We start from the raw sequence: 18497 nt of genomic DNA on the forward strand, positions 1-18497 counted from the left end.
GAAGAAATGAAGAAGGGTAATATTAAGATTTTAGTAGTCGAAGATGACGTAGATATAAATAAATTATTGTGTGATATGCTTGAGATAAAAGGATATACTTCAAAAGCTGCTTATTCAGGAACGGAAGCTTTGATATATATAAATGAAGGAAGCTGTAATATGGTTCTGCTTGATTTGATGCTTCCGGGAATGAATGGTGAGGAATTGTTACTTAAATTGCGTGAAAACAGCAATATACCCGTTATAGTAATTTCAGCCAGGGAGGATATTGATATTAGAGTAAAAACCTTGAAAATAGGTGCAGATGATTTTATAACCAAGCCTTTTAATATGGAAGAAGTGTCTGCACGGATAGAATCGAATCTGAGAAGATATATGAATTTTTCAAGTGAAATTCCAAGAGAAAATATAATAAAGTGTGGAGAAATTTCCTTGAATAAGGATACTAGAGAAGTATGTGTGAATAATTCATCTATAGATTTAACTACGAGGGAATTTGAAATTTTAAAACTTTTGATGAACCATCCTAAGAAAGTGTTTTCAAAAGCAAACTTATTTGAGAGTGTGTGGGGAGACAGCTATTTATGTGATGATAATACTCTCACCGTGCATATAAGCAATTTGAGAAATAAATTGTCAAATTCAGGGGGAAGCAGGAATTACATACAGACCATCTGGGGGATAGGTTATAAATTGAATGCTGAATAGAGGGAGAGTTAAGGTGCAAGCAATTTTAAAGACTATGAATTTAACTAAAATATATAATGATAAACCGGCAGTTGAAAATATAAATATGAATATAAATCAAGGAGATATTTATGGACTTATAGGTGAGAATGGAGCGGGTAAAACAACGATATTCAAGATAATAACGGGGATTGCCTCGAAGACTTCTGGAGTCCTTGAATTATTTGGTGAAAGTACGGAGGACAATTTGCATGTTCAGAGAAAGAGGATTGGAGCATTGATTGAAAAGCCTTTTTTGTATGCAAATATGACATTATCAGAGAATTTGGAGGCATGCAGGATTCAAAAAGGCATACCAGGGAAAAATTGTATAAAAGAAGTGCTGCAGCTTTTTAGATTAAATGATATAAAAGATAAAAAGGTACATGACTTATCTCTTGGAATGAGACAAAAATTAGGTATTGCCATGGCTGTAATTGGAGATCCTGAATTTTTGGTTTTGGATGAACCGATAAACGGCATCGATCCACTGGCAATTATGGAAGTAAGGAATATCTTGTTGGATTTAAATAGAAACAGAAATGTTACAATACTTGTGTCAAGTCATATTTTGAAAGAGCTCTATAATTTTGCGACTTGTTATGGGATTATACATAATGGAAAATTATTAAATGAATTTACTCTGAAAGAGTTAAATGAAAAGTTGAATAAAAGTTTAAGAATCGAAGTAGATGATGTGAATAAAGCTGTCTTTGTGCTTGAAACCAAATTGCATACACACAATTTTAAAATTCTACCGGACGGAACTGTAATACTTTATGATTACGTTGATAATCCTGGAAAAGTTTCATCGTCAATTTTTAGGGAAGGGGTTACAATATTAGGACTTGTAACTGAGTCGGGTGACCTTGAAAATTACTTTAAAGACGTAATTGAAGGAGTATTGGAAGATGTATAACCTATTTAAGTTTGAAATATATAAATTAAAATACAACAGGACATTTTTAGTTTCAATAATTATTATATTCCTTTTGATTGCAGATTCCATATATTTATTTTTTTACAGTAAAAATACACTTAAAATACTGGATGTGTCCTTTCAGGGAAGTGAATATGGATTTTTAGTAAATAATTTTAAAGACAGACTTCATGTAAGCCCAGTTGAATTTTTTTATTCTTCATTTGGATTTTGTCCATTTATAGTTATAATCTTAGTATTTATGGTAGAAAGTATTGTATTGGAGGAATTTTCAAGTGGCACAATAAATAATCTTATAATATCTGGACATAAAAAAGAAAATATTTATATATCAAAGTTTCTTGTAATGGTATTATCGGCATTTTTACTGACTGTTTTTCTGCTGTGTGGTACAATGATTGCGGGAATTTTTATAAATTCCTTAAAAAAATTTGTTCTTTTTAGTGATTTAATTGGACTAATTGGTTTTATTTTTCTCACAACTTTAATACTGTCAAGTTTAGTGAGTATTTGTATGTGTCTGGCTGTGTTTATAAGAAATAAAGCTATATTTTTAATAACATGTATGGTATTATTTATTGTTTTAACAATCTTACCCAATAGTTTTAATACTTTTATGAAAAATTCCCCTGTATTTATGTTAATAGAAATGGGTTCATTTAATATTGATCCATTTAGCATTGTATTTTCGTCAATTTTCATTATTACAGTTACAACTATTATAGGTGTGATTAAATTCAATAAGTTGGATACTGGGTAAGTTTGAAAAATAACAGATAGCTATCTAATCTCGAATTAAAAAGATTGGATGGTTATTTTTATTATTTTTGTGCTGAATTTAAGATAGGATATTGACTTGAAATTAATATTGATAAAAATAGTAGCGTACAATAAGGGTAAAAAGTTATTCAGGAGTATATGACATTGTATAAAAATGATATAATTTATTCATAAATTAATTTACAGCAGTAAGATTATAACGAACAAAAATAATGTAATGTATACTTAAAATATAATCAGAAGAATTATTAATGCGAGTGATATAATGAGAGGAAGTCGATGTTTTAATGAAGCCATACATTTCTCAACCTAAAGGTAGTATGAGTTGCGGTGCATATTCAATTGCTTATTATTTATGGGAAACCAATAAAGCTCAATATATAAATGACAGAACTTTTGTTGATAATATTTACAAGAAAATACAAGTAGGACCAAATAATATGGGCATCCATGAAGCTTGTTCAAATCCAGAAAGGATGTCCATGGAATTAAGCTATAAATGGCATTCAAATTCCTATATATGTATATTACCTAATAGTCCACTTATACAACTTGCAAATGGATTTAACATATCTGTTGTAAATATAAATGTTATTGATAAAGTTAAATCAGGTGCTAATAAATATGCGATTATTTTGTGCAGTTCGGAAAAATCTGCTGGAGCATTACATTATATACTCATCAAATATGAAGATAATACATTCAAAATGTTAAATTCATCAGCTATTTATGGTAATGGTATTGATAATGTAATTTGGGAGAATTTTATTATCGAATCTAATGGTAAGCTTACATTAGATAGGTATACTCCATACTTGTATACAGGAGCAGGAATTCTTATAAAGTAATCTTATGAAAAATTATCTATAAGTCGCAATTTTCTAACTACTGTTTATCAAATAAAAAGGCTTTATTGCCTTTTTTATGTTTCCATAAATATAAATTCCATATTATAACATTTACTTTTCAGTACATGACACAGATGCTCCTTCTACCCCTACTAAAATGTAAATAAGTTTTTAATACAGTACCACAAACGACCGTTTATAGTACGCAAATTAAACAAAAGCCTTAAAACTTTTGTTTGAAAATAATATAAGTTTAACTATTTGCCCTTAAAAAGCTAATTATTTCATCAACTGACTGATCATAATTTAAAAAGTAATGTCCATCTAAATCTAAGGTAATATGGTCAATACTATTTTTATTCTTGCTATTTTCAATTAAAATATTGCTCATATTTTTACTTGGCCAGTACTTGTCATTTTCAGCAGAAAGCAATAATATTTTCCCGTTATAATTGTCAATATTGATAAATGCATCTTTATTAAAATTCTTTTCTATAGACTTTTCGTGACATGTACAATAAATCTTATTCTCTGCATCTTTCATAATATTTTTATCATAATAAAATTTAATATACGGTAAATCCTCATTATTAAATGACCATGAAGATTTATGATGTTTTATACTAAAAGGAGTAACTGGCAACCCTTGAAATACATAACAGCTAGGAACACAAGCAATAGTAATTGCTGATTCCATGTAATTGGATAATAGTAAGGCAGCTTCTCCTCCTTTAGATTGACCAATAATAACTACTTGATTATCATCTGTTTTATGATTTTCTTTGATAAATCTAATAGCATTCACAAAGTATTCCATCGGAACTCTTTCTAAAGTTTTTGGGAGATCACCAACTCCAAAATATGCTAGTAGTAAAACATTATAATTTTGTTTTAAATAATTCAATAATTCTTCACTTAATGGAGCTGGAAGACCAGGTCTACTACCACCTAAAATAACAACTAGTGGCTTACCCTCATTTTTATAAAAATCACCATAAATTTCTTTAGTTCTATATTCTTGCATTATATTTACCTCCACAAATTTATATTCTTTTATTAGAGAAGTTCTTTGTAATCTGACATGAGTATTTCATTGATGTATTGATTTACTTCATTATCTGTAAAATTAATATTCAAGGCTCTAAGGTGATAAGTACACAAAGAGAAAATCATATTTTTAAAATTACCTGTAAGCTTTTCGTTAAGCCAGTAGGTTATAACACCAAATAAGCTGTTAGTAAGTAATACAGAAGTTACGTCAATATCATTAATACCAGATGAGTGGAATTTATTTAAATGTTCCAATATCCCTTTCAAATAAATATTTATCTTGTCTAATATATCCCAACGTTTCTTTTCAAATAAGTCATTAATTCCCATAGATTTTACAAACAGTATCTTTGAAAACTCTTTATTATTTACATATGTGCAAATTGCACTGGTCATTGCCAAAGTAAATTTTTTAACAACATTGTCTTTTACGGTCATAGAAGCATCAGAGGCCGCTTTTAAACTCATATCGGAAATTTCTTCGTAGATCTGTGCTAATACTTCCTCTTTATTATTAAAGTAAGAATAGAAAGAACCTACTGATACAGAAGCTTCATTGGTAATATCCTTTATCGAAGAATCAATGTATCCTTTATGGGAAAAGACTTTTGCGGCTGCTTCAAGAATAGATTTTCTCTTTAAATCTTTTGTTTTTTCTGCTTTAGTAAGACCAATATGATTCATAAAAACCTCCTTTAAGTATAGCTCAATGAATTTGAATTCAAATTCATTATATGATTATTTTCATAAAGTGTCAATATATAGGAATTTATTATTAAGAAAACCCACGCTAAGGAATAATATTCCTTAGCGTGGGTTTTGTCGGAAATGTTGGCGCTACCCCTTATAGATTGGCACTTGAAAATGCTACGCCTGATGAAAAAAGAGCAGCTCAAGGAATGGTATTATATATTCAGCTTTATAAAAAAGATGAATATATAAATAATACTCAAAATAGTGTTAGTGATTATTTGAATTTGATAAATGGATTTAAAGATTATTTTGATAGTAGATATAGTAATCTTCTCAGTAAATCTCAATATAATAATTATAATAGTTTGATAGATAAGTTTACTGATGAATTGGCTAAGTATTAATGAGTCATACAAGCGACTATTAACATAAACAAAAGATGTATCAACCGTTGATACATCTTTTGTTTATGTTAAATTTGTATATTATATAAGAGTAATACAAGAAAATATGTCCTAAATGACAAAATAAAAAAGGCAATAAAGCCTTTTTATTTAATAAACAATATTCTCAAAATGCGAAACAAAGACTATTTAAATGATACACAGATAAATAGTAATAGGAGGTAATTTCAGTGGTTGATGGAATAAATTTGGGAAATATAATGGTGGACTGCGATGATGAACAAAAACTGTGTGAGTTTTATCACGAACTACTCGGGTGGGAAAAAAGCAAAATGTTTGGTCGTCCAGCGCTAAGAAATAAAAATGGAATTGTATTTTTATTTATCGAGGAAAAAGATTATATTTCGCCTATATGGCCAGAAGAAGAAGGAAAGCAACAGAAACAAATGCACTTTGATTTTCAAGTTCCAGATGTTGCAGCGGCAGTTGAATATGCTAAATCACTAGGTGCTGAGAAGGCGACATTTCAATTCGGCGGAAGTGAATGGGTTACTATGATAGATCCTGCAGGGCACCCTTTTTGCCTTTGTGCCCAAGAAAATGAAACATGATTGTAACCAATTTCAATTAAGTCATTTGAGAAATTTCAAATTTAAGTTTGAGTAATTTATCGAATTGTTTATTATTAATAAAATGTACAAATCAGAATTTGTCTGGATATTAGAAAGAGCAGAAAAGTTAGAATATGGAGGTTTATCATGAAAAAATGGTATGATGAGGAGTATGAATGGGAAATCGAGGTTATAGGGTTTCTTCGTGGAGACCACACTGAGAGATATTGCCGAAATGGAGAGGAAGTTGGAGATAAGTATACCTGCACCTATGGCTGTCCTGTAAATACTGATGGACAAGGTATTTGTTCCAAAGCCATGATGATTATGTTTCCAATAATGGAGGCTGTTAGGAGTGGCGGTGATTTAGAGAATATTGGTGGAACTAGTAAATATAGCAAAGATATTGTATGCCCAGATGGTTGTGTTATATTTAGGCTGACGGCAAAAAAACTTGGGAATGAGAATTTTTATAAGGGAAAGTTTTTTGAGTAGTTATGATTCTTATTTTTCATTCAGATTAAGATAAGTCGAAATGTACAAATTCCAATCTAAGGTTGAGTATTATAAATAGTAATTTGACTAACAGATTATATAAATAATCCGCAGAAAATATCAAGTATATCATCTTACCTTGTCTTATAATTTTTTTGAAAGGTGAGGTGCTTTTAATGAAAAAAACAAAAACATACTTGAAGAATTTTATAGGAACAAGTTATGAAGTTGGGACACAGATTGGTAATTGGATTTTATCACAACCTGATTTATTGAAAAAGGTGATTTTACCACCTAAGGCCTATCCTCAAAGCAAATTAACGGAAATATTCAATTTGCTTGATCAATACTGCAGTGGTGTAAATGAGGAGATCAAAGGTTTTGCAGATACAGTTGGAATTTCAAGAGAACAAGTGATTTTTTATGCAATGACATATTTGGAACGTGGGTGCAGTTTGATGGCTGCGGTTCCAAACAAGACTGAAACTGGGCATACTCTAATGGCACGTAACTACGATTTTAATGATGAAATGGAAAAAATGTGTTTTGCATATACAGCTATTAGGAGAAAATATCGTTATATTGGCTCTACACTAAACCTATTTGGACGATGTGATGGAATGAATGAATATGGGCTGGCAGCTTGTAAGGCCAGTAATGGATTGCCTGTTGGCAACTTTGATGGAGGACAGAAAGCAGGTGTAACTGGTTTTTCTTTTTGGATTGTTATCCGAAGCATTTTGGAAAACTGCAAAAATGTTGAAGAAGGCATTGCATGGGCAATGGATGCACCTATTGGATATAATATAAATCTAATGCTTGCTGATGGTAATGATAAAATTGCATTATTGCAATGTATAGATGGTCATAAAACATATCGCATTTTAGATAATGACTCTGGGAAAAACTTTTTGATTTCTACAAACCATACAATTTTGCAAGAAATAAAGCCCTATGAGAAAATGTTAATTGAAAACTCGGTAATCCGCTATAAAACCATAGAAAAAATGTTTTCTGAAAAAGAAAAAATATCAGCACAGGATTTAAAGGCCATACTGTCGGCACCTTATCCGCAGGGATTGTGCTGTCACTATTATCCCGAGTTTTTTGGAACTTTGCGATCTGTGTTATTTGATACAACCGAGAAAAAAATAGAAATGACTTTTGGTTCGCCGCAAGCCAATGACTGGAAAACTTTTACGGTACAAAAATTACAAGAGCAAGAGATTATAGTAAATCTTCCTTATGAAAAGGCGGGAAAAGATTTTTATAATATTACCTATTAAAGAGGGGGAGGCTGTGCTGTATTGAAAGATAATCAAATCATTAGTAAAGCAGTTATATTTATTGAAACAAATCTGTATGAGCCTTTGACTGTAGAATCAGTTGCCAATGCAGTTTCCTATTCATATTATCATTTTCACCGTTATTTTCAAGCTGTGATGGGAGAAACTATTGGCAGCTATATCAGAAGCCGGAGGTTGACTCAAGCAGCATATGATCTCATATATGGCAATAGGAAAATTTTAGATATTGCAGTTTCCCTGTATTTCGAATCTGCTGAAAGTTTTACAAGAGCTTTTAAGAAAAGATATGGTATTACACCTACAGAATATAGAAAAAATGGTGTTGATGTATTAATAGGAAAACATCACCCTATGCAGCTTGACAAAATAACCGAATGCAATTATGAAAATTTATCACCAGAAATCGTAACATTTGAGCCTAAATCTGTTGTTGGGTTTAGATTTAACATGAGTATTGAGAAAAATAACAGTATTGAAATGTGGGAAAAGTTGAATGCTCAATTGGCAAAGCAAAATTATATTTCAATGAATAAAAATCGGTATAGTATTTATGAAACAGGTGGTACATGCCTGTCAAATACATTTAATAAAAATAGTGAAGCTGCTATATTTATAGGCATTGAAACATCGGGTGGTTCTAATATTCCAGAAGGTATGGAGTTAAAAGAAATTAGTGGTGGAAGGTATGCTAAATTCATACATAAAGGTACAGTAAAAAATTTGCTTTCTACATATTATTATATTTGGGGTGTTTGGTTACCTAAGAGTAGTCTCCAACTTGATGACAGAGATGATTTGGAATGCTACACAGAGCAATTTTTAGGAGCTGAAAATGAAGAATCGCAGATTGAAATTTATTTTCCGATACAATAGCAAAAATACAATAAGAAGTTACTAAATTCCAACTTGTCGAGGAGGCTGGTTGGATGTACATAGTGCAGCCTGGGCTTAACAAAGAAGTAGTATAAGCATAATGATGACCGAGCAGGTCGGCACATAAGGTAGGAGCCGGCCTGATTTTTGAGCATATAAATGGTTCCAAGCTCCCTCATTGTGAATTCACTAGTTCAACTAACGTATCCATATTTTGATAAAATGTTCCCTCTTTTTTATCTTCTTGTTTTGCGACCATCTTAGTAATATTACGCTCAAAGAAGTTAAGTTTCTTTTTGTTAAGTTTCCCTCCAAAATTGGCTCTAAATTTAGCAGACTTGTATATCTTTTTAGGAAAACATTCTTGAATATATTTTTCTGATTCGTTTGGTGTCATACAACAAACAAATAGTGCAAGATTTTTAGTAATGAGTGTGTTTGTATTTTGCACTGCAAAGCGTTTTAAGTTTTTGTTCATTTTTGCCATGTATGCAGAGCCTCCCATGATAATCCAGTCATAATCATTGAGGTTAATAGTTTGATTTTCATTCACATTTACAACAGATACTTCGGATTTCAATTTGTCTTTTATATACTCTACACATTCTTCTGTAAATCCATGTTTACTCGAATATACGATTAATGTTTTCATCTAATGATTGACTCCTTTCTCTAAAGCATTCTCTACAGCCTTTAGAATAATATTACTGCTATAAGTGGCAGATGAAATTGTATCTACTTCCAAACTTTGCTTAGAGATGATGTTATCAACAATTGCTTCTGCTTTGCCACCGAAGCCATTATCATGTCTTAAGATATCAATACTAGTAATTTTATGACCTGCGACTGTCACTTTTACCTCAACAACAATGATATCATTCTTGGCATTCCCCAAGTAAGTTCCATCAGAAACTTGTTGTAGATTTACATTATTGACAGGCTGTATAACCATTGATTTAGAAATCTTGTTTAAAACAACGGCACCAATACCAGCTCCGAAGATTAAAAAAGCGACAACGATAGTTAGAATTATTTTAGTTTTCTTTTTCATTTTAGTTTTTGACCTCATATTATTTTCAATTCTCCTTTGCAATTCCATTCATAAGAATGCTGACAAACGATTCAATTAAATCTTCCCAATTATCTAAAAGGTATAATTGGTTTTCAATAGAGTTCATACCAAAGCCAATAAGAGCAGTTAAAATCATCCAAGAAGAATTACTATCCACTTCCTTAACAATACCCTGTGCATGACCTTCTATAAGCAGTGTTTGCAAGAGATTTTCTCCTGTCTTTTCATCAGCTTTAATTTTAAACATTACATTCGAACCACTTCTAATAAAAGCCTTACCCATTTCAGGATTACTGGTCATACTCAAAATAAATTGTTTAAATGATTGTTCTAGTTTTTCTTTGATTGTCAGATTATCTTGTTTCGATAATATTTCGGTAATATCCATAATAATCTTTTCGGATATTCTTATGCCAATATCTTCTGCTATTTGTGCTTTGTTTTTATAATAAAGATAGAGGGTAGTAGGAGAATACTCTATAACATTTGCAATTTTCCTCATTGACAACATATCATATCCATTATCATTGATGATTTTAATACTTGCATTTAAAATCAAATTTTTCATATCTTCCTTTTCTTGTAAACGTCGTTTTTTAAAACTCATTTCATCACCTTCATTAACAGCGTTAATAAACTTAACACTGTTAATATAACATTGATTTATTTTTGTGTCAAGATTCGTATTTCCATTGAAAAGAAATACGAAAAAGCTGCTTCAAAAATGATACTTAGTTATTCTAAAAAAGCATATCCATGGTATAATGTCTGTATTGAATCCTTCCACGCAATTATAAAACGTGAGTGGATAAATCGCTTTAGAATTAAAAATTACAGCCATGCATATATTGTTGTATTTGAATACATTGACATGATTTTATTGACAGCAGATATTTGCAGAATAATTTTGAGGTAGTTAAAGAAATGATGAATTAAACAACAATTTGTATAATGAACAATAATATTATTAGATGAATTATTTATAATTTATGGAGGATAAACATCATGATAAAACATAATTTTAAAATACAAGGTATTCCAGCAATTTTGTGGGGAGAAAAATCAGATAAATTATTTATAGCAGTTCATGGTAATATGTCAAATAAGGCAGATGACAGTATTATTATATTTGCAGAAGAAGCAGCTGCAAAAGGCTATCAAGTTCTTAGTTTCGATCTACCTGAGCATGGGGATCGTAAGGATAAGTCTTATCCCTGCAAAGTTCAAAACTGTGTTAAGGATCTTAGTATTATTATGAATTATGCAAAATCTATGTGGAGCAGCATAAGTATATTTGCCTGTAGTATGGGTGCATATTTTAGCTTACTTACATACAAACATGAATTATTGAAACAGTGTCTATTTCTATCACCTGTAGTAAATATGGAACTTATCATAAATAATATGATGGCATGTTTTAATATAACTGAAGACAACTTAAAATTAGAAAAACAAATTTGTACTCCTATAGGACAGACTCTTTACTGGGATTACTATTGTTATGTGAAAGAACATCCTGTTGATATGTGGGATACTCCTACTTCAATTCTATATGGCTCAGAGGACAGCCTATGTAAATTTGCTGTGATATCTTCATTATTTTCATACCAAAGAACAATTGAAATATTTTAGGCAGTGGCTAAAATATTATGTACGATAGATAATAAGAGGAGGTTTATTAAGTGGCAAAAGGAATAATACATATATGCTGTTCTGACAGTGCCTGGGCGAGTATGAGACATGCAGTTAAAACAGGGCTGCTGGAAGGTAAAAAAGTAGTAGGATTTTTTGATGATCTATCCAATGGTCCTATAGATGAACTCATTGAATTAAAAGAAAGAATTAATTGGTGTAAAAAAATATATATTGAAGAAGATAGCATAATTTTTGGGGAGATCCAGGAGCATTATAAAAAACTTGCTGAGCTCAATTCTGCGTATTTGTGAAGGCAATGAAGTTAAAAGTGTTCAAGTGGATTATTTTGACGACATGATCCTTCATTATACATATAGGAATTTTGTATGTAGTGCGAGAACAGTAGGGGAAGTCATAGGCAAAGCTAAAAATTATGTATCTGATATCTTTATTTTCTGGAGAATAACAGAACTGATAAAAGAGGGCAAAATTGACTATAGAGGTAATTTAAGCCTCATGCGAGAATTAAAAATAAAAAAATCATAAAAAATGAGAGGTTTATTTTATGCTAAAAGAGTCTGGAAAATTAATAATCAGATTTTCAATTGTCACATTAGGAATCATTATAATTGCTTTTGTTGTATCCTCACTTATCCAGCCGGATATCTCTAAGTTTATTAACTGGGCGGACAATAAAGGCATAGGAACCAGTAAAACACAATTAGAAAAATTTCTTCAATATGTAATCAATAATGGAGTCAAAGTTCCACTGCAAATGTTTATTTTATCTCTTGTACCTATTCCATTTATTTACTACTTGCCTATTGCACTAACCGCAGCTGTTACAGGTTTCATTTTTTACTTACCATTGGCACCGGATTTGCAAGGCAAAATAACAATTCCTGAGATTTTTTTAGGCATTTTACCTCATGCCATAATTGAATTGCTTGCATTTTTTGTTATACTGGCGGTCCTATACAGATTTAATCAAGCGATTCGAAGTAAAGTATTTAAGAAAGTACACACTGAAGTTGATCTTGTTTCAGCTTTTAAGAAAGCCGTCAAATGCATTTCCTTTGCTTATTTTGGCGGCACTAATTGAAGCATTTATTACACCACACATAGGATAACAAAATAAAGATAATCCCCAAAGTATAATGGACGATTGATCAGTAAATGTAATATATAATCTTATTTAACTATTTATAAATTGACTAATTGCAGTCTGAACTTTCAAATCACAAATTAAGATGAGGAGAATTGAATTGGATCAAAAAATACGAGAAAAAATTTTTGAACTGGCAGATAAAAAATATAAAGAATTCCATACTAAAATATCTCCCACTGATTCCAGCATAATTGGAGTTAGAATGCCTCTTTTGAGAAAACTTGCAAAGGAAATAGCCAAAAGAGACTGGAGAGAATATCTCAAAACAGCTGAAAGTGAGTACTATGAGGAAATAATGCTTCAGGGGTTGGTGATAGGGTGTGTAAAGGTGGATGTGGAGGAAAGGCTTCGGCTTATTGGCGGGTTTATTCCCAAGATTGATGGCTGGGGTATTTGTGACAGCTTTTGCAATGGACTTAAATTTATAAAGTCAAATAAAGAAAGAGTCTGGAATTTTATACAGCCTTATTTGAAATCAGATAAAGAATTTTATATTCGTTTTGGTGTAGTGGTCCTGCTGGATTTCTATATAGATGAAGTTTACATAAATCTTGTGCTTGATATTTTGGATAAGATAAAGAATGATGGTTATTATGTAAAAATGGCAGTGGCCTGGGCCATGTCAATTTGTTATATAAAATTTCCCGAAAACACAATGTTATATTTAAAGGATAGCTCTTTAGACGATTTTACATATAATAAATCACTTCAGAAAATAACAGAATCTCTTAGAATTGATAATAAGACAAAGCTAATTATTAAAAGTATGAAACGTAAATAACCATAGGAATATGTAGTGAAGTTAATCGCATGAATTCAAAATTAAACAGGATTTCTAAATATATTGGTATTTATGATGAATTGAAAGAGGAAATTGTTGAAGAATTGAAGGATCTTATTTCCCAAGGAGAAAAAATTAAAGCAATTAAAAAATATAGAATGGCTACTGGGGCCGGATTAAAAGAAGCCAAGGACTATATTGATTCTTTAACTTTAGTTCTGCGAAATAAAAATCTAAATTGGTAATAATGGTAAAAATTAAATATGGCACACTGTACCCAACCGTGTTATAAAAAACTTGTAAGCAACATACGGTAGGTAATCAGTATGCCAAATAATAGTTCATCCATAAATGATGAACTTTACAACTATAGTTAATGGATTTGCTCATATAATCATTACTGAAGGAAGGTATTTGAGGCTGTGACTCCAGTTCAGGATTCTACTAAAGCGTATGATAATGCCGCTTTACAGTGAAGCTTGAGGGTGTCAATCAATGGGAGTTTCATATCTTTCTGATTTAGCAGCAGTGGTAATTCGGTACAGCCTAAAATAACACCATCCACATCATAGCTGGACAAGATTTCTTTGAAATTTTCTCTGGCATTTTCCGTTACCTTATTTAAGACAAGTTCACTGAAAATTATTGAGTTTATTTTATCCTGATGTTTTTCTGATGGGGTCAATACCTCTATGCCGCAGGATTTAAATCCACTTTGATAGAAGGAGCTTTGCATGGTGTACTTTATCCCTGTCAATAATACTTTTTTCAATTTAAGTCTGCTGCATTTTTCAGCAGCTGCATCCACAATACTCAGTGCGGGCAGGTTTATTTGCTGCTTTATACTGTGAAATACTGAGTGGGGGGAGTTCGCGGCCATTATGACGAAATCGGCACCAGATCTTTGTAAACTATTTATACCGTTTATTATATAATTTATATATTCAGAAGTTTTATGCCTATTTTCTAAATCTGTAAAATATTGAAAATTTAAACTGTTGATTATTATTTCGGGATAATAGTAATTCGAGAATTTTTTATAGTACATATCAAGTATGGTTTTATAATATTGAATTGTGGAGGCGGAACTGATTCCGCCAAGAATTCCTATTTTTTTCATAATTTTCTTATACTCCTTTGTTTTTTAGATAAAAGGATCTGTTGTCTACAGCTCTCATTGTTGCCAGTATTCCATTCAGATGATCATATTCATGCTGTATCAGTTCTGATAAATCTCCTTGAAATTTTATTGTTTTATCCATGAAATTTATATCTTTGTACATCACGGTACATTTTTTATATCGTTTGACTTTTACCAGCAGGTTTGGAAAGGACATGCAGTCATCCATAACTTCCATCATCTCATTATTGTCAAATTTAAGTATGGGATTGATAAAAACCATGGGTTTGTCGATATACATGTATATCAACCTTTTAAATATTCCAATCTGCGGCGCTGCAATTGCCCTTCCTGCGTTATATTTTTTGCGGAAATCAATTAAGGTATCGTGCAAATCCGAAACAGTCTTCTCTACTGCATCTATTTCCTCTTTCGTAACAGGAAGGCTTTTCTTATATAGATCTTCATTTCCAAGTAACAATATTTCTTTTATCATAAAACGATCTCCTTTACATGTGATATATATTTGATACAATATTACTATATAATTGTTACTGTAAAAAGGTATAATTTTTATAAAAACTATGGGGATGATTTTGTGGAAATACCAGTATTCATTGAAAATAAAAGTGAAAAACCGCTGTATATTCAGATATATGGATGCTACAAAAAAGCTATACTGGAAGGGATACTTAAAAAAACGATAGATTGGAGTCTATAATGCAGCTTAAAAGCAGGCTTTGTATCAGCAGAAATACAGTTCAGGAGGCTTATAACCAACTGCTGTGTGAAGGCTATATTTATAGCAGAAAGGGCAGTGGTTATTATGTGGAAGGTATAGATAAGCAGATAAAAACCGTCAAGAGAGAAAATGTACCCTTAAAGCTTAAATCGTTGAGAAGTATTCATATAGATGATAGAGCATATCCCTATAATTTTAAACCCGGCTCGGTGGATCACGGCAGTTTTCCATTTGCAAACTGGAGAAAAATTGAACAGGGTATTATGAAAAAAGAAAATATGGGCATATTGACCTATTCGGATCCCAGAGGTGAATTTGAATTAAGAAATCAGATTGCAGATTATGTCAAAAGTTCAAGAGGAGTGGCTTGTTCTTCTGAACAGATAATTGTAGGTGCAGGGACACAGACTTTGATGGCTGTATTATGCGAACTGCTTAGTGAGCATTATAATAGGAGTATTGCTTTTGAAGAACCGGGTTTTTCTCCTGTGAGAAAGGTTTTTGAATGGTATGGATATAATATAGAGCCTATTGAATTAACGCAGTCTGGAATGGACATAAAAAAACTTGAAATCCTGGAAACGGTCCCGGGGTTGATATATGTAACGCCGTCCAATCAGCATCCCATGGGTATGATCATGCCTGTCTCAAACCGCATAAGACTTCTCAATTTTATTGACAGATGCGGTGGATATGTTATTGAGGATGATTATGACAGCGAATTTAGATATAATGTAAATCCAATACCTTCACTTCAAAGCCTGGATAATGAAAATAGAGTGATCTATCTTGGAACTTTTTCAAAAACTCTTTTTCCCGGAATGCATGTTGGATATATGATTTTACCTGAAAGCATAATGAATCTTTTTATTGAAAAAGGAAGCTTTATAAATCAAGCTGCATCCAAAATTCATCAGCTGACAATTGCAGAATTTATGAGAGGAGGATTATTTGAAGCCCATCTCAGGAAAATGCGAAATATATATGCCAGAAAACAGCAGTTTCTTATAGATTGTATAAGAAATGAATTTGGACAAAATGCCGCCGTCTATGGTGAGAGAGCAGGACTCAACATTGTACTTCAGGTAAAAAACAAGCTGGATGAGCAGGAATTGATAAATAGAGCTCGAGGTAAAGGGGTCAAAGTTTATCCTGTATCCTTTTATTATTTTGATAAAAATAATTATAAAAAACATAATATGGTGTTGATGGGATATGGACATCTGGGTTTTGAGGAGATGGAAAATGGAATAAGGTTTTTAAAAAAAGCCTGGTTTTGAGTTGATGTTTTCATATGAAGAACAATGATATAATATATTTAAAATTAGAACGTTTTGAGGAGATTATAATATGAAGATACACGAAAAAAATAAGGATAGATTAGAACAATTAAAGGTAGATTGTTCAGAATGTAGTGGCTTATGTTGTACAGCATTATTTTTTTCAAAAATAGATGGTTTTCCAGAGGATAAAAAAGCAGGTAGGCCCTGTACAAAACTACAAAATAATTATCGCTGTAAAATTCATCATGAATTGGAAAGACGTAATATGAAGGGCTGCATAGGATATGATTGCTTTGGGGCAGGACAACATGTAACACAATATATTTATAAAGGTGACACATGGAAAACCTTACCCAGGCAATCTGAAGAAATATTTGATATCTTTGTAATTGTTTTTCAATTATATCAAATACGCTACTTTTTAGAAGAATCAAGAATAGTAATTCCAGCAAAAAAATTATGGAGTGATATTGAAAGTTTGATTAATGAAAATGAAGGTCTATGTAATTCCATTCCACAAAGTGTCCTTAATATTGATATTGATAGTTATAGAAATAAAGTTAATATTACCTTGAAGCAAGTTTGTGATTCTATTATAAAGTGTTTTAGAAATAGTGATAATAAGAGGTTAACAGAGTTCTTAGGAAGGAATCTTAAAAAGAAAGATATGAGTGGACTGGACTTAAGCATGAAATTATTAATTGCAGCTAATTTTGACGGTTGTATATTTGACGGAACAGTTTTTTTAGGAGCAGATACAAGAGATACGAATTTTAGCAATGCAGATCTGAGAGAGGCTGTTTTCTTAACACAAGGACAAATTAATTCTGCCAGGGGAAATAGAAATACGAAACTACCCGAACATTTGGATTATCCCATAACATGGAAATAATAAATAAAAGAACGACAAATTTTGGATATATAGAGGTGAATAATGAAAACAGTAGTAATATATAAGTCCAAAACAGGTTTTACAAAAAAGTACGCTAAGTGGATTGCAGAAGAGTTATCCGCTGATATCTTTGATGCATCAAAGGTTAATGTTCATATGCTGGATAAATATGATACTATAATTTATGGTGGAAGTTTATATGCGGTGGGCATTATTGGAATAAAATTAATTAGAAAAAATATTAAGAAGCTTAAAAATAAAAAGTTAGTTGTTTTTGCAACAGGAGCATCACCTTCAAGAGATAATGTTATAAATGAAGTAATTGATAAAAATTTTTCGGTTGATGAGCGCAGATACATCAAATTTTTTTATTTAAGAGGTGGTTTTAATTATAGCAAACTAAATTTTTTTGATAGGTTTCTTATGATGCTGCTGAAATGGAAAATCAAAAATAAAAAGCCGGGAGAGATGTCAGTTGATGAAATAGGTATGCTTTCCATATATGATAAGCCGGTAGATTTTACAGACAAGAAGAATATACATAAAATAATAGCTTATGTTATTTCACAAAATTCTCATTGAAAAAATGTTTCTGTAAGAAAGGTGTCCAATATGAAAGATATGAAAGCGGTAATTTTGAAAGATATAATGGAAGCATTGCAGCTATTGATTGAAAAATACAAGTTTAATGTAGATGTACTTTCAAAATTATTAGATGTAAAAAAGGAAGTTATTTTAAGTAAGGATGAAAAAGGGCTATTTGATAATTCTAAAGATTTTGGTAAGATATTTGATCTGGTTCTTATGCTTGAACTTATTGGAAAAGATGATGCTGATTTTAAAATTGGAGCATTTTTGCAGGTATTATTAGAATATCATAATATTTCGGTGGAAACAATTGCATTGATGTCTGGAGTTAGTGAAAAAGAAGTTATTGGTTTAGTTGAAACCCCTAAACTGGTATCTTTAGAAAGTAAATATAAAATATCCAAAACAGTAATGGCATTACGGTTTTTTTTAAAAGAATTAGAACCATAAATTTCAATATGTTTTTAAAATTAAGATAAGGAGAATCAA

At 31.2% G+C, this 18497-nt stretch carries 26 protein-coding genes and 1 pseudogene; 20 read left to right on the forward strand and 7 right to left on the reverse strand.

Annotated features, from left to right (window positions below):
* Positions 1-6 precede the first annotated feature (6 nt).
* The 4 genes from ACSVC9_RS04715 to ACSVC9_RS04730 all read left to right on the forward strand — a co-directional run bounded on the left by ACSVC9_RS04715 (position 7) and on the right by ACSVC9_RS04730 (position 3294).
* Positions 7-708 (forward strand): response regulator transcription factor, encoded by a 702-nt coding sequence (locus ACSVC9_RS04715; RefSeq protein ID WP_446899201.1) that lies wholly within the window; start codon positions 7-9, stop codon positions 706-708.
* Positions 709-742: 34 nt separating this feature from the next.
* Entirely contained in the window at positions 743-1645 is a 903-nt protein-coding gene (locus ACSVC9_RS04720) for an ABC transporter ATP-binding protein (RefSeq protein WP_446899804.1), read from the forward strand.
* A complete protein-coding gene (locus ACSVC9_RS04725) occupies positions 1638-2426 on the forward strand; it encodes an ABC transporter permease (protein ID WP_446899202.1) in 789 nt (262 codons plus the stop codon). Before ACSVC9_RS04720 ends, ACSVC9_RS04725 begins: the two co-directional genes overlap by 8 nt.
* Positions 2427-2733: 307 nt before the next feature.
* Positions 2734-3294, forward strand: coding sequence for a hypothetical protein (locus ACSVC9_RS04730; RefSeq protein ID WP_446899203.1), 561 nt, complete (start codon positions 2734-2736; stop codon positions 3292-3294).
* Positions 3295-3547: 253 nt separating this feature from the next.
* Here ACSVC9_RS04730 and ACSVC9_RS04735 read toward each other — a convergent pair whose 3' ends face one another.
* On the reverse strand, positions 3548-4318 hold the full coding sequence (locus tag ACSVC9_RS04735) for an acyl-CoA thioester hydrolase/BAAT C-terminal domain-containing protein (RefSeq protein WP_446899204.1): 771 nt from the start codon (positions 4316-4318) through the stop codon (positions 3548-3550).
* Between the two features lie 32 nt (positions 4319-4350).
* Positions 4351-5028, reverse strand: a complete 678-nt coding sequence (locus tag ACSVC9_RS04740; RefSeq protein ID WP_446899205.1) for a TetR/AcrR family transcriptional regulator — start codon at positions 5026-5028, stop codon at positions 4351-4353.
* Between the two features lie 128 nt (positions 5029-5156).
* On the opposite strand from ACSVC9_RS04740, the gene ACSVC9_RS04745 reads away from it, so the two are divergent.
* The 5 genes from ACSVC9_RS04745 (at position 5157) to ACSVC9_RS04765 (ending at position 8727) form a co-directional block, all read left to right on the forward strand.
* A complete protein-coding gene (locus ACSVC9_RS04745; RefSeq protein ID WP_446899206.1) occupies positions 5157-5441 on the forward strand; it encodes a hypothetical protein in 285 nt (94 codons plus the stop codon).
* 230 nt (positions 5442-5671) lie between these two features.
* Complete coding sequence (locus tag ACSVC9_RS04750; protein ID WP_446899207.1) at positions 5672-6052, forward strand: VOC family protein; 381 nt, start codon at positions 5672-5674, stop codon at positions 6050-6052.
* 147 nt (positions 6053-6199) lie between these two features.
* Positions 6200-6547 (forward strand): TIGR04076 family protein, encoded by a 348-nt coding sequence (locus ACSVC9_RS04755; RefSeq protein ID WP_446899208.1) that lies wholly within the window; start codon positions 6200-6202, stop codon positions 6545-6547.
* A gap of 176 nt (positions 6548-6723) precedes the next feature.
* A complete protein-coding gene (locus ACSVC9_RS04760) occupies positions 6724-7833 on the forward strand; it encodes a C45 family autoproteolytic acyltransferase/hydolase (protein ID WP_446899209.1) in 1110 nt (369 codons plus the stop codon).
* 21 nt (positions 7834-7854) lie between these two features.
* Positions 7855-8727, forward strand: a complete 873-nt coding sequence (locus ACSVC9_RS04765) for an AraC family transcriptional regulator (RefSeq protein ID WP_446899210.1) — start codon at positions 7855-7857, stop codon at positions 8725-8727.
* A 175-nt stretch (positions 8728-8902) separates the two neighbouring features.
* On the opposite strand, the gene ACSVC9_RS04770 is transcribed toward ACSVC9_RS04765, so the two are convergent.
* Genes ACSVC9_RS04770 through ACSVC9_RS04780 form a run of 3 tightly spaced genes read right to left on the reverse strand, consistent with a single transcriptional unit; the run spans position 8903 to position 10406 of the window.
* Positions 8903-9379, reverse strand: a complete 477-nt coding sequence (locus ACSVC9_RS04770; RefSeq protein WP_446899211.1) for a flavodoxin domain-containing protein — start codon at positions 9377-9379, stop codon at positions 8903-8905.
* The gene (locus ACSVC9_RS04775) at positions 9380-9778 is read right to left on the reverse strand and encodes an FMN-binding protein (protein WP_446899212.1); all 399 of its coding nucleotides are present in this window, start codon (positions 9776-9778) and stop codon (positions 9380-9382) included.
* 25 nt (positions 9779-9803) lie between these two features.
* The gene (locus ACSVC9_RS04780) at positions 9804-10406 is read right to left on the reverse strand and encodes a TetR/AcrR family transcriptional regulator (protein WP_446899213.1); all 603 of its coding nucleotides are present in this window, start codon (positions 10404-10406) and stop codon (positions 9804-9806) included.
* 398 nt (positions 10407-10804) lie between these two features.
* Between ACSVC9_RS04780 and ACSVC9_RS04785 the strand changes: the two are divergent.
* The 6 genes and pseudogenes from ACSVC9_RS04785 (at position 10805) to ACSVC9_RS04810 (ending at position 13628) form a co-directional block, all read left to right on the forward strand.
* Positions 10805-11459 (forward strand): annotated as a pseudogene (locus tag ACSVC9_RS04785) (alpha/beta hydrolase).
* 22 nt (positions 11460-11481) lie between these two features.
* Positions 11482-11745: a DUF1835 domain-containing protein gene (locus ACSVC9_RS04790; protein ID WP_446899214.1), complete on the forward strand. Its 264-nt coding sequence runs from the start codon at positions 11482-11484 to the stop codon at positions 11743-11745.
* Entirely contained in the window at positions 11717-11980 is a 264-nt protein-coding gene (locus ACSVC9_RS04795) for a DUF3658 domain-containing protein (RefSeq protein WP_446899215.1), read from the forward strand. The genes ACSVC9_RS04790 and ACSVC9_RS04795 overlap by 29 nt, the downstream gene beginning before the upstream one ends.
* A 19-nt stretch (positions 11981-11999) precedes the next feature.
* Complete coding sequence (locus ACSVC9_RS04800) at positions 12000-12536, forward strand: stage II sporulation protein M (protein ID WP_446899216.1); 537 nt, start codon at positions 12000-12002, stop codon at positions 12534-12536.
* A gap of 163 nt (positions 12537-12699) precedes the next feature.
* Entirely contained in the window at positions 12700-13383 is a 684-nt protein-coding gene (locus ACSVC9_RS04805) for a DNA alkylation repair protein (RefSeq protein ID WP_446899217.1), read from the forward strand.
* Positions 13384-13412: 29 nt separating this feature from the next.
* Positions 13413-13628 (forward strand): ribosomal protein L7/L12, encoded by a 216-nt coding sequence (locus ACSVC9_RS04810; RefSeq protein ID WP_446899218.1) that lies wholly within the window; start codon positions 13413-13415, stop codon positions 13626-13628.
* A 188-nt stretch (positions 13629-13816) separates the two neighbouring features.
* Here the strand turns inward: ACSVC9_RS04810 and ACSVC9_RS04815 are convergent, their stop codons facing one another.
* Positions 13817-14503: an aspartate/glutamate racemase family protein gene (locus tag ACSVC9_RS04815; RefSeq protein ID WP_446899219.1), complete on the reverse strand. Its 687-nt coding sequence runs from the start codon at positions 14501-14503 to the stop codon at positions 13817-13819.
* Between the two features lie 7 nt (positions 14504-14510).
* The gene (locus tag ACSVC9_RS04820) at positions 14511-14999 is read right to left on the reverse strand and encodes a peptide deformylase (RefSeq protein WP_446899220.1); all 489 of its coding nucleotides are present in this window, start codon (positions 14997-14999) and stop codon (positions 14511-14513) included.
* 102 nt (positions 15000-15101) lie between these two features.
* Here ACSVC9_RS04820 and ACSVC9_RS04825 point away from each other — a divergent pair, with 102 nt between their 5' ends.
* From ACSVC9_RS04825 to ACSVC9_RS04845, 5 genes are all read left to right on the forward strand, one after another.
* On the forward strand, positions 15102-15224 hold the full coding sequence (locus tag ACSVC9_RS04825) for a hypothetical protein (protein ID WP_446899221.1): 123 nt from the start codon (positions 15102-15104) through the stop codon (positions 15222-15224).
* Entirely contained in the window at positions 15212-16525 is a 1314-nt protein-coding gene (gene pdxR, locus ACSVC9_RS04830) for a MocR-like pyridoxine biosynthesis transcription factor PdxR (RefSeq protein WP_446899222.1), read from the forward strand. Before ACSVC9_RS04825 ends, pdxR begins: the two co-directional genes overlap by 13 nt.
* Before the next feature lie 70 nt (positions 16526-16595).
* On the forward strand, positions 16596-17420 hold the full coding sequence (locus tag ACSVC9_RS04835; RefSeq protein WP_446899223.1) for a pentapeptide repeat-containing protein: 825 nt from the start codon (positions 16596-16598) through the stop codon (positions 17418-17420).
* A 42-nt stretch (positions 17421-17462) separates the two neighbouring features.
* Positions 17463-18002 carry a flavodoxin domain-containing protein gene (locus ACSVC9_RS04840; RefSeq protein ID WP_446899224.1) on the forward strand — a complete coding sequence of 180 codons (540 nt, stop codon included), beginning with the start codon at positions 17463-17465 and terminating at the stop codon, positions 18000-18002.
* 30 nt (positions 18003-18032) lie between these two features.
* On the forward strand, positions 18033-18458 hold the full coding sequence (locus tag ACSVC9_RS04845; RefSeq protein ID WP_446899225.1) for an HTH domain-containing protein: 426 nt from the start codon (positions 18033-18035) through the stop codon (positions 18456-18458).
* Positions 18459-18497 lie beyond the last annotated feature (39 nt).

The organism is Clostridium sp. LBM24168 (assembly GCF_052953915.1).

What these genes read in the sequence shown, in the direction of transcription:
- ACSVC9_RS04800 (WP_446899216.1), top strand. Translation starts at nt 12,000, where the DNA reads ATGCTAAAAGAGTCTGGAAAATTAATAATCAGATTTTCAATTGTCACA.
- ACSVC9_RS04835 (WP_446899223.1), top strand. Translation starts at nt 16,596, where the DNA reads ATGAAGATACACGAAAAAAATAAGGATAGATTAGAACAATTAAAGGTA.
- ACSVC9_RS04770 (WP_446899211.1), bottom strand. Translation starts at nt 9,379, where the DNA reads ATGAAAACATTAATCGTATATTCGAGTAAACATGGATTTACAGAAGAA.
- ACSVC9_RS04725 (WP_446899202.1), top strand. Translation starts at nt 1,638, where the DNA reads ATGTATAACCTATTTAAGTTTGAAATATATAAATTAAAATACAACAGG.
- ACSVC9_RS04755 (WP_446899208.1), top strand. Translation starts at nt 6,200, where the DNA reads ATGAAAAAATGGTATGATGAGGAGTATGAATGGGAAATCGAGGTTATA.
- ACSVC9_RS04840 (WP_446899224.1), top strand. Translation starts at nt 17,463, where the DNA reads ATGAAAACAGTAGTAATATATAAGTCCAAAACAGGTTTTACAAAAAAG.
- ACSVC9_RS04740 (WP_446899205.1), bottom strand. Translation starts at nt 5,028, where the DNA reads ATGAATCATATTGGTCTTACTAAAGCAGAAAAAACAAAAGATTTAAAG.
- ACSVC9_RS04820 (WP_446899220.1), bottom strand. Translation starts at nt 14,999, where the DNA reads ATGATAAAAGAAATATTGTTACTTGGAAATGAAGATCTATATAAGAAA.
- ACSVC9_RS04780 (WP_446899213.1), bottom strand. Translation starts at nt 10,406, where the DNA reads ATGAGTTTTAAAAAACGACGTTTACAAGAAAAGGAAGATATGAAAAAT.
- ACSVC9_RS04845 (WP_446899225.1), top strand. Translation starts at nt 18,033, where the DNA reads ATGAAAGATATGAAAGCGGTAATTTTGAAAGATATAATGGAAGCATTG.
- ACSVC9_RS04810 (WP_446899218.1), top strand. Translation starts at nt 13,413, where the DNA reads ATGAATTCAAAATTAAACAGGATTTCTAAATATATTGGTATTTATGAT.
- ACSVC9_RS04730 (WP_446899203.1), top strand. Translation starts at nt 2,734, where the DNA reads ATGAAGCCATACATTTCTCAACCTAAAGGTAGTATGAGTTGCGGTGCA.
- ACSVC9_RS04735 (WP_446899204.1), bottom strand. Translation starts at nt 4,318, where the DNA reads ATGCAAGAATATAGAACTAAAGAAATTTATGGTGATTTTTATAAAAAT.
- ACSVC9_RS04760 (WP_446899209.1), top strand. Translation starts at nt 6,724, where the DNA reads ATGAAAAAAACAAAAACATACTTGAAGAATTTTATAGGAACAAGTTAT.
- ACSVC9_RS04720 (WP_446899804.1), top strand. Translation starts at nt 743, where the DNA reads ATGAATTTAACTAAAATATATAATGATAAACCGGCAGTTGAAAATATA.
- ACSVC9_RS04715 (WP_446899201.1), top strand. Translation starts at nt 7, where the DNA reads ATGAAGAAGGGTAATATTAAGATTTTAGTAGTCGAAGATGACGTAGAT.
- ACSVC9_RS04815 (WP_446899219.1), bottom strand. Translation starts at nt 14,503, where the DNA reads ATGAAAAAAATAGGAATTCTTGGCGGAATCAGTTCCGCCTCCACAATT.
- ACSVC9_RS04775 (WP_446899212.1), bottom strand. Translation starts at nt 9,778, where the DNA reads ATGAAAAAGAAAACTAAAATAATTCTAACTATCGTTGTCGCTTTTTTA.